The sequence below is a fragment of the Streptomyces sp. genome (genome assembly GCF_050698815.1).
GTDB lineage: Bacteria > Actinomycetota > Actinomycetes > Streptomycetales > Streptomycetaceae > Streptomyces.
On sequence record NZ_JBOHCV010000778.1, the window covers coordinates 1 to 8,987 of the forward strand.

Annotated in this window: 8 protein-coding genes and 2 pseudogenes; 6 read left to right on the forward strand and 4 right to left on the reverse strand. The window is 70.6% G+C overall.

Going from position 1 to position 8,987, the window contains the following annotated elements:
* Positions 1-48: 48 nt before the first annotated feature.
* Together ACRDP3_RS27900 and ccsB are read left to right on the forward strand one after the other, a co-directional pair.
* A pseudogene (locus tag ACRDP3_RS27900) lies at positions 49-627 on the forward strand (aldehyde dehydrogenase family protein); the annotation flags it as partial.
* A gap of 51 nt (positions 628-678) precedes the next feature.
* A pseudogene (gene ccsB, locus ACRDP3_RS27905) lies at positions 679-1,494 on the forward strand (c-type cytochrome biogenesis protein CcsB); the annotation flags it as partial.
* Positions 1,495-1,513: 19 nt separating this feature from the next.
* Here ccsB and ACRDP3_RS27910 read toward each other — a convergent pair.
* Entirely contained in the window at positions 1,514-1,867 is a 354-nt protein-coding gene (locus ACRDP3_RS27910; RefSeq protein WP_431519799.1) for a PLD nuclease N-terminal domain-containing protein, read from the reverse strand.
* A 129-nt stretch (positions 1,868-1,996) separates the two neighbouring features.
* Here ACRDP3_RS27910 and ACRDP3_RS27915 point away from each other — a divergent pair, with 129 nt between their 5' ends.
* On the forward strand, positions 1,997-3,448 hold the full coding sequence (locus tag ACRDP3_RS27915; RefSeq protein WP_431519800.1) for a menaquinone biosynthesis decarboxylase: 1,452 nt from the start codon (positions 1,997-1,999) through the stop codon (positions 3,446-3,448).
* A complete protein-coding gene (gene mqnP, locus ACRDP3_RS27920; RefSeq protein ID WP_431519801.1) occupies positions 3,445-4,371 on the forward strand; it encodes a menaquinone biosynthesis prenyltransferase MqnP in 927 nt (308 codons plus the stop codon). The genes ACRDP3_RS27915 and mqnP overlap by 4 nt, the downstream gene beginning before the upstream one ends.
* A gap of 30 nt (positions 4,372-4,401) precedes the next feature.
* Here mqnP and ACRDP3_RS27925 read toward each other — a convergent pair whose 3' ends face one another.
* From ACRDP3_RS27925 to ACRDP3_RS27935, 3 genes are read right to left on the reverse strand one after another with little or no spacing between them, the layout of a single operon-like run.
* Positions 4,402-5,055, reverse strand: a complete 654-nt coding sequence (locus tag ACRDP3_RS27925) for a rhomboid family intramembrane serine protease (protein WP_431519802.1) — start codon at positions 5,053-5,055, stop codon at positions 4,402-4,404.
* A 60-nt stretch (positions 5,056-5,115) separates the two neighbouring features.
* Positions 5,116-6,276 (reverse strand): hypothetical protein, encoded by a 1,161-nt coding sequence (locus ACRDP3_RS27930; RefSeq protein WP_431519803.1) that lies wholly within the window; start codon positions 6,274-6,276, stop codon positions 5,116-5,118.
* 57 nt (positions 6,277-6,333) lie between these two features.
* Positions 6,334-7,029: a UbiX family flavin prenyltransferase gene (locus tag ACRDP3_RS27935; protein ID WP_431519804.1), complete on the reverse strand. Its 696-nt coding sequence runs from the start codon at positions 7,027-7,029 to the stop codon at positions 6,334-6,336.
* A 200-nt stretch (positions 7,030-7,229) separates the two neighbouring features.
* Here ACRDP3_RS27935 and ACRDP3_RS27940 point away from each other — a divergent pair, with 200 nt between their 5' ends.
* Both ACRDP3_RS27940 and mqnE read left to right on the forward strand, forming a co-directional pair.
* Positions 7,230-7,691: an Lrp/AsnC family transcriptional regulator gene (locus ACRDP3_RS27940; protein WP_431519805.1), complete on the forward strand. Its 462-nt coding sequence runs from the start codon at positions 7,230-7,232 to the stop codon at positions 7,689-7,691.
* 55 nt (positions 7,692-7,746) lie between these two features.
* Positions 7,747-8,913 carry an aminofutalosine synthase MqnE gene (mqnE, locus tag ACRDP3_RS27945; protein WP_431519806.1) on the forward strand — a complete coding sequence of 389 codons (1,167 nt, stop codon included), beginning with the start codon at positions 7,747-7,749 and terminating at the stop codon, positions 8,911-8,913.
* Positions 8,914-8,987 lie beyond the last annotated feature (74 nt).

Here is an 8,987-nt window from a genome sequence, read left to right on the forward strand (position 1 = left end):
GAGTACCTCGACGGCCTCACGAGCACGATCCGGCGCGAGCCGATCGGGGTGTGCGCCGCGATCGCCCCCTGGAACTACCCGCTGAACATGGCGGCCTGGAAGATCGGGCCGGCGCTGGCGGCCGGCAACACGGTCGTGCTCAAGCCGTCCGAGCTGACGCCGCTGACCGCGCTCATGCTCGGCCGCCTGGCGCTCGACGCCGGCCTGCCGCCCGGCGTCCTCAACGTGATCCCCGGCCCCGGTCCCGAGGTGGGCGGCGTGCTCGCCCGCCACGAGGACGTCGCGCTGATCTCGGTCACCGGCTCCACGCGCACCGGCGCCAGCGTGATGCGCGAGGCCGCCGGCACGGTCAAGCGCGTGCACATGGAGCTCGGCGGCAAGGCGCCGTTCGTGGTGTTCGAGGACGCCGACGTCGAGGCCGCCGCCGAGGGCGCGATCGTCGGCGCGTTCGCCAACTGCGGCCAGGACTGCACCGCGGCGACGCGGATCTACGTCCACCAAAGCGTCCGCGACGCGTTCATGGAGCGCTTCCTGCACAAGGTCGACCGGCTCGTGGTCGGCGACCCGATGGACGAGGCCACGAACCTCGGTCCGCTCGTCTCCCCCGCCCAGCGCGACCGCGTCCACGGCTTCGTCGACCGCGCGCTGGCCGCCGGCGCGACCGCCGAGCGCGGCGGCGAACTGCCGGACGGCCCCGGTGCCGCCGCCGGCGACGAACAGGGCGATCTCTACGGCCGGATCGCGGTCTCGTTCACGACCCTCGCGTTCCTGCTGCACGTCGCGAGCGTCCTCGCCCGCTCGCTCTCGGTGCAGCGTGCCCCTTGGGGCAACATGTACGAGTTCTCGACGGCCTTCTCCATGGTCGCGGTCGCCGCCTATCTCGCCTTCCTCGTCGCGAAGAAGAACGTCCGCTGGATCGGGCTGCCGCTGGTGGCGACCGTCCTGCTCGACCTCGGCCTGGCCGTGACGGTGCTGTACACCGAGAGCGATCAGCTCGTGCCCGCGCTGCACTCGTACTGGCTGTGGATCCACGTCTCGCTGGCGATCACCTGCGGTGCGCTGTTCTACCTCGGCTTCGTCTCGACGGCGCTGTACCTCTTCCGGGACCGGTACGAGACGAAACTGCTGAGCGGTGGCACCCCGGGCGGCTTCGCCACGTCGGTCCTGGAGCGGCTGCCCTCGTCGGCCTCGCTCGACAAGTTCGCCTACCGCATCAACGCGGCCGTCTTCCCGTTCTGGACCTTCACCATCGTCGCCGGGGCGATCTGGGCGGGCGACGCATGGGGCCGCTACTGGGGCTGGGACCCCAAGGAGGTCTGGTCCTTCATCACCTGGGTCGCCTACGCCTGCTACCTGCACGCCCGCGCCACCGCCGGCTGGAAGGGCCGCAAGGCGGCCTACCTGGGGCTGCTGGCCTTCGGGTGCTTCCTCTTCAACTACTACGGCGTCAACATCTTCGTCACCGGCAAGCACTCCTACGCCGGCGTCGAATGAGCCGGCGGCGCGGCTGCCGTCAGCGGCCCTGGGGCGGTGCGTCGTCCCGGCCGTCGGTCTCGTCCCCGCGGTCGCGCTCCCGGTCGCGTTCGCGCTCGTCGTCGTTGATCGACTTGAGGAAGTCCGGGTTGTCGTCCGGGGCGACCCAGCGGCGTTCGTGCGGACGGGTGGCGCCGTAGGGCGCGTTCTTACGGGGCCGGCCCGCCACGAACCAGGCGACCGGGCCCACCAGCACCTGCCCGAAGAGCAGGATGATGATCACCCAGACGACCTTCGGCAGCTTGCGGACCTCTTTCTCCGGTGTGTTCAGACACTCGATGAAGGCGTAGATCCACACCGCCAGGACGAGGATGAACGGCAGATACCTGAGCATGAGGGACGCCCCCTGTGCGGGCCGGTGGTGCGGCGTTGCGGACCGACGTGACAGGCCAAGGGTAGCGGTGCCCGGTACCCGCGGGGGTGGGCGCCGGTAGGTGCGCGGCCATGGCTGATACTGGCACGTATGGCATACGACGATCTCCGCTCGCTGCTGCGGGCGCTGGAGCGGGACCGGGACCTCACGCGGATCACGGCGGAGGTCGATCCGCATCTCGAAATCGGGGAGATCGTCGACCGGGTGCAGAAGTCCGGTGGCCCGGCGCTCCTGTTCGAGAACGTCAAGGGCTCCTCGATGCCGCTGGCCATGAACGTCTTCGGCACCGACCGGCGGCTGCTGAAGGCGCTCGGGCTGAACTCGTACGACGAGATCAGCGCGAAGATCGGCGGGCTGCTCAAGCCCGAACTCCCGCAGGGCTTCGTCGGCATGCGGGAAGCCTTCGGCAAGCTGGGGGCGATGGCGCACGTACCGCCGAAGAAGGTCAAGGGCGGGCCCGTGCACGACGTCGTGCTGCACGGCGACGACGTCGACCTCGAGCAGCTGCCCGCGCTGTTCACCTGGCCCGAGGACGGCGGCTCCTTCTTCAACCTGGGGCTGACGCACACCAGGCACCCGGAGACCGGCGTACGCAACCTCGGCCTCTACCGGCTGCAGCGGCACGACCGGCGCACCATCGGCATGCACTGGCAGATCCACAAGGACAGCCGCAACCACTACCAGGTCGCCGCCCGGCGCGGCGAGAAGCTGCCGGTCGCCATCGCCTTCGGCTGCCCGCCCGCCGTCACCTACGCCTCGACGGCACCGCTGCCCGGCGACATCGACGAGTACCTCTTCGCCGGCTTCACGCAGGGCAAGCGGGTCGAGATGGTCGACTGCAAGACCGTGCCGCTGCAGGTGCCGGCGCACGCCGAAGTCGTACTGGAGGGGTGGCTGGAGCCCGGAAAGACGCTGCCGGAGGGGCCGTTCGGCGACCACACCGGCTTCTACACGCCGCAGGAGGAGTTCCCGGCGCTGACCATCGACTGCGTGACGATGCGGAAGCGGCCGGTGTTCCAGTCGATCGTGGTGGGCCGGCCCCCGACGGAGGACGGACCGCTGGGGCGCGCCACCGAACGGTTCTTCCTGCCCCTGTTCAAGATCATCGTGCCGGACGTCGTGGACTACCACCTGCCCGAGGCCGGCGGCTTCCACAACTGCATGATCGTCTCGATCGACAAGAAGTACCCGAAGCACGCACAGAAGGTCATGCACGCCATCTGGGGCGCGCACATGCTCTCGCTGGAGAAGCTGATCGTCGTCGTGGACGCCGGGTGCGACGTACGCGATCTGCACGAGGTCGCCTGGCGCGCGCTCGGCAACGTCGACTACTCCCGCGACCTCACGGTCGTGGAGGGCCCGGTGGACCACCTCGACCACTCCTCGTACCAGCAGTTCTGGGGCGGCAAGGCGGGTATCGACGCGACCGCGAAGCTGCCCGAGGAGGGCTACACCCGCGACGGCGGCTGGCCGCACATGATCGAGTCCGACCCGGAGATCGCGGAGCGGGTCACCAAGCGCTGGAAGGAGTACGGGCTGTGAGCGGCGAAACCGCCACGGACGGCGGCGCACGGGCCGGCTTTCCCCGCCCCCGCGGAGGCGTCGCCGCGTTCCTGCGCCTGGTGATGATCGAGCACTCGGTCTTCGCGCTGCCCTTCGCCTACAACGCCGCGCTCACCGCGATGTTCCTGGCGGACGGAACCGTCCACTGGCGCGAACTGCTGCTGGTGACCGTCGCGATGGTGGGGATGCGCACCTTCGCCATGGCCGCGAACCGGATCATCGACCGCGAGATCGACGCGCGTAATCCGCGTACGGCCGGCCGCGAACTGGTCACGGGCGCGATGTCCCTGCGGTCGGCGTGGACCGGCGCGCTGGTCGCCCTCGCCGTCTTCCTGGGCGCCTGCGCCCTGCTCAACCCGCTCTGCCTCGCTCTCGCACCCTTCGCCGTGGTGCCGATGGTGGTCTATCCGTACGGGAAGCGCTTCACCCATTTCCCGCACGCCATCCTCGGCATCGCCCAGGCCATCGCGCCGATCGGCGCCTGGATCGCCGTCACCGGCGCGTGGTCATGGGAGTCGGTGGTGCTGGGGCTGGCGGTCGGCAGCTGGATCGGCGGCTTCGACCTGATCTACGCCTGCCAGGACGTCGCCGCCGACCGTGCGCACGGGGTGCGCTCGGTCCCGGCCCGGTTCGGCATCGCCGCCTCGTTGAACGGCGCGCGCGGCGCTCACGTGGTCACGGTGGCGTTGCTGTGCTGGTTCGGCGTGCTCACCGGGGGCGGGGCCTTCTACTGGGCCGGGCTGCTGGTCGTCGCGGGCACCTTCGGGTACGAGCACGCGATCGTCAAGCCGGGCGACCTCTCCCGCGTCAACCGCGCCTTCTTCACCGTCAACGGCTTCATCGGCATCGCCTTCTTCCTGTGCGCGCTGCTGGACCTGGCGATGCGGGGACTCAGCGCCTGAGCGCCTGAGCGCCTGAGCGGGTGCGTCGCGTCAGTGCCATGCGGGCTTGCCGCCCGCGCCCGACCCCGAGCGGCTGGAGGTCATGAAGGCGGCCAGCACACCGCCCACCAGGCCGAAGAGGTGGCCCTGCCAGGAGATGCCGCTGTCGGTCGGCAGCACGCCCCACAGGATGGACCCGTAGAGCACCGCGACGACGCCGCCCAGCGCCACATCGGTGATGCGCCGGTCCACGAAGCCGCGCACCAGCAGGTAGCCGAACAGCCCGAAGATCAGGCCGGAGGCGCCCGCGGTGTTGCTCGCGGCGGGCGCCACCAGCCAGACGCCGAGGCCGCTCACGACGATGATGGTCAAGGCGACGGCCAGGAAGCGGCCGGTGCCGCGCAGCGCCGCGAGGAAGCCGAGGACCAGCAGCGGCAGGGTGTTCGCCACGAGGTGGCCGAAGCCGAAGTGCATGAAGGCCGCCGGGATCACGTCGACGAGCTCGCTCTCCTGGCGCGGCTGGATGCCGAAGGTGTCCAGCGCGTGCCCCGAGACGCTGTCGACGGCCTCCAGCAGCCACAGCAGCGCGGTCCAGAGCAGGATCAGCTGGGCCGCGGCCTTCGCGCCGTGCCCGGTCGTGCCGGTGCGACTGCTGTTTCCGGTGCTGCCGGTGCTGCCGGTGTCGGAGCCTGGTCCGTACGTCATCGAGCCTCCCTGGGGAAAACGTCACGGACGGCACGTGGAGTTCCGCACCTCAGGATGACGTCAAAGGTTCTCCGTGCCCAGAGCGCCATACATGAACGCGGCCAGCAGGTCCTGCGGCTCGATCTCCTTGGCGCCGCCGGGCGCCGTCACCGGGACCGCCTCACCGGCGCCGAAGTCCAGCCGCAGCGGCAGCCTGGTGCCGTCGCCCGTGAACTGGCCGAGGTCGAGGGTGAGTGACGTCAGCTGTCCGTTCCGGATCGCGAGACCGGCGGTGATGTCACCGTCCGGCACCCGTTTCGGGTCGATGTCCGCGCCGAGCGCCTTGAGTGCCCCGACCAGGTCCTTGGCCGACTCGCGCCCGGGCAGCGTCATCCGTACCCGGTCCGCGCCGCCGTGCTCGCCCTCGCCGGTGAACGTCGCGTGCTCGCGCAGCAGCTTCTGCACGCCCTTCACGAACGCGCGCTGAGACTGCCCGTCGAGCGCCGAGCCGACGGTCACCGCGTCCCGGAACTCCCGGCTCCGCTCGGCCTCCTCGCGCTGCCGGTCCGACTGCTGCCCGTCGCTCCCGCCGTTCCCGTCGTCCGCCCTTTTCGCGCGGCGCTCGGCCAGCGTCTGAGCCGCCGTCGCGAACTCGTCGAACTGCTCGGGGTCGGCCCGCACCCACTTCCCCTGGAGCGCGTCCCGTGCCCCGCCCAGCGAGACCGGCAGATCGTCCGCGAGCGCGACGATCTCGGCCGCGGTCCGCCGCGCCCCCTGCGAGCCGCCCGTCTGCCGCACCAGCGACCGCAGGCTGACCCGGAGGTACAGCTTGTCCCGCACCGACTTGACCGCGGCGAAGTCCCGGCCGCCGAAGTTCAGCGCCGCGGCGACGTTCGTCGCGTCGGAGCCCCGCATGTCCTTCAGCGGCGTCTCCTCGCTGCCCGAACCGGCCGCCACTGTCAGTTCGGCGCGGGCCAGCCGGACGGCGTCCTTGTGCGTGGCCGCGTCGCCGCGCGTCCGCTCGAGGAAGGCGTACGCCTGCCGTGCCGATCCGTCCACCGAGGCGGTGACGGACGCGGAGGGCCGCTCACCGAGCTTCTCGACGGCGTTCCGCACCTTCAGGCCCGTGGTCAGCTTCTCCGTCGCGCCGCAGGCGGACACGGAAGCGGCGAGCAGTGCGAAGCACACGGCGGCGGCGACGGCCCGCGGCCGCGGGCCGTGGGGCGGACGGGAGAGCTGCATCCCCCGACCCAACCGCATCACGGCCGTGCCGCGCCAATCCGGAGGGTTCGGCGCACTTCAGGACGGCCGGTCGTCCGGACGGCGCGCGGGGTCGGCCAGTTCGCCTTCCCAGCGGCGGTAGAGCTTGTGCGGTACGCCCGCGGCGTCCAGCGCGCGGCCCGCGACGAAGTCGACCAGGTGCGCGATGGTGGTCGCCCCCGCGTAGAAGGCGGGTGAGGCGGGGAGCACGACCGCGCCCGCCTCGTCGAGGGTGACCAGATGCCTGAGGGTCTGCCCGTTCAGTGGTGTCTCGCGTACGGCGACGACCAAGGGGCGCCGCTCCTTGAGGGTCACGGAGGCGGTGCGTTGCAGCAGGTCCTTGGAGAGGCCCAGCGCCACCCCCGCCACGCAGGCCGTGCTCGCCGGCACGATCAGCATCCCCTTCACCGGGTACGAGCCCGAGGACGGCCCGGCCGCGAGGTCACCGGCGGGCCAGTGCCGTACCGCCGACACGTCCGGGTCGAAGGCGTCCGGGGTGCCGTCGGCGGCGCGGGCGAGCCAGCGCCGCAGGTCCTGCTGTGCGTGCCCGTCGCGGAAGGGGTGTCCGGTCTCGTCGAGGATCGTCAGCCGCGCGGCCCGGCTGACGATGAGGTCCACGCTCTCGCCTGCGTGCAGCAGCGCGCGGAGCACGGCGGCGGCGTACGGCGTCCCCGAGGCCCCGGACACACCGACGATCCAGGGGCGGCGGTCGGGCGGAGCGGTCGTAGCGGTCACGGCACCGAGCGTACGCGGCGGCGGCGGACACCCTCATCCAGGACCGCCCGGAGGCGACGGAACCTCCTTGAGGAGAGGTGTCGGAGGAGGAGCGGGGCCCATGCCTTAGATTCGTTACCGGAGATTTCACGGAGCCCACGCTTCCCCTGCCTCCGGCGGGGAGCCCTGAACGCAATCGGCGACGGAAGGCACCAGTACGCATGGACGCGGTGGACAGGCAGCTCATTCAGGCGCTGCGGGAGAACGGCAGGGCGTCCTACGCCGAGCTGGGCCGGCTCGTCGGCCTCTCCGGCCCCAGCGTCACCGACCGCATCAACCGCCTCGAATCCGCCGGGGTGATCACCGGTTACCGCGCGACGGTCGACGCGAAGTCGCTCGGTCTGGGCGTCACCGCGCTGATCGGCATCCAGCTCTCGGACGCCACCGATCACGAGGACGTCGCCGGCCGGCTGCGCGATCTGCAGGAGATCGAGGACTGCTGGTTCATCTCCGGAGACGACTCCTACATGCTGAAGGCGCGCGCCTCCGACGTGGACGCGCTGGAGAGCCTCATCCGGCGGCTGTCCGGCACCAAGGGCGTCTCCCGTACGCGTACCACCATCGTGCTGTCCACGAAGTGGGAGAACCGGGTCGGCGAACTGCCCGGCGAGGCCCGGGAGTAGGCTCGACAAGGCGCTCGAAACAGACATTGCTCGAACAGACACACCAGGAGGGCGCATGGACGCTGGGCTCAAGCGCGAGCTGGAGGAGAAGGTCCGCGCAGGTGAGCGGCTCAGCCGCGAGGACGGCATCGCGCTGTACGACTCCGACGACCTGGCGTGGCTGGGCGGGCTCGCCCACGAGGTACGGACGCGCAAGAACGGCGACGTCGTCCACTTCAACATCAACCGCCACCTGAACATGACGAACGTGTGCACGGCCTCGTGCGCGTACTGCTCCTTCCAGCGCAAGCCGGGCGAGAAGGACGCCTACACCATGCGCATCGAGGAGGCCGTGAAGCTGGCCAAGGCGATGGAGGGGGACAACCTCACCGAGCTGCACATCGTCAACGGCCTGCACCCGACGCTGCCTTGGCGCTACTACCCGCGTTCGCTCAGCGCCCTCAAGGAGGCGCTGCCGCCCACCGTCTCCATCAAGGCGTTCACCGCCACCGAGATCCAGCACTTCGAGAAGATCTCCGGGATGGACGCGAGCGAGATCCTCGACATCCTGATCGAGTCGGGCCTGGAGTCGCTCACTGGCGGCGGCGCCGAGATCTTCGACTGGGAGATCCGGCAGCACATCGTCGACAACGACACCCACTGGGAGGACTGGTCGCGCATCCACCGCCTCGCGCACCAGAAGGGCCTCAAGACGCCGTCCACGATGCTGTACGGACACATCGAGGAGCCCCGTCACCGCGTCGACCACGTGCTGCGGCTGCGCGAACTGCAGGACGAGACAGGCGGGTTCCAGGTCTTCATCCCGCTGCGCTACCAGCACGACTTCGTCGACATGCAGGACGGCAAGGTCCGTAACAGGCTCCAGGCGCGCACCACCATGGCGTCCGGTGCCGAGGCGCTCAAGACCTTCGCGGTCTCCCGACTGCTGTTCGACAACGTGCCGCACGTCAAGGTCTTCTGGGTGATGCACGGCGTGCAGACCGCCCAGCTCGCTCTGCGGCACGGCGCGGACGACATGGACGGGTCGGTCGTCGAGTACAAGATCACTCACGACGCCGACAACTACGGGACGCCCGACAAGCTCACCCGCGAGGACCTGCTCGACCTCATCCGCGACGCCGGCTTCCAGCCGGTCGAGCGCAACACCCGGTACGAGGTCCTGCGCGAGTACGACGGCCCGGAGCCGGATCGCCGCGAGTCACCCCAGCCGATGCGTATCTGAGGCATCCGAGCCCGAGCCCCCGGTGTTCCCGTGGGGGATGCCCTCCGGCAGCGCGGTGCGCTGCCGGAGCAGGA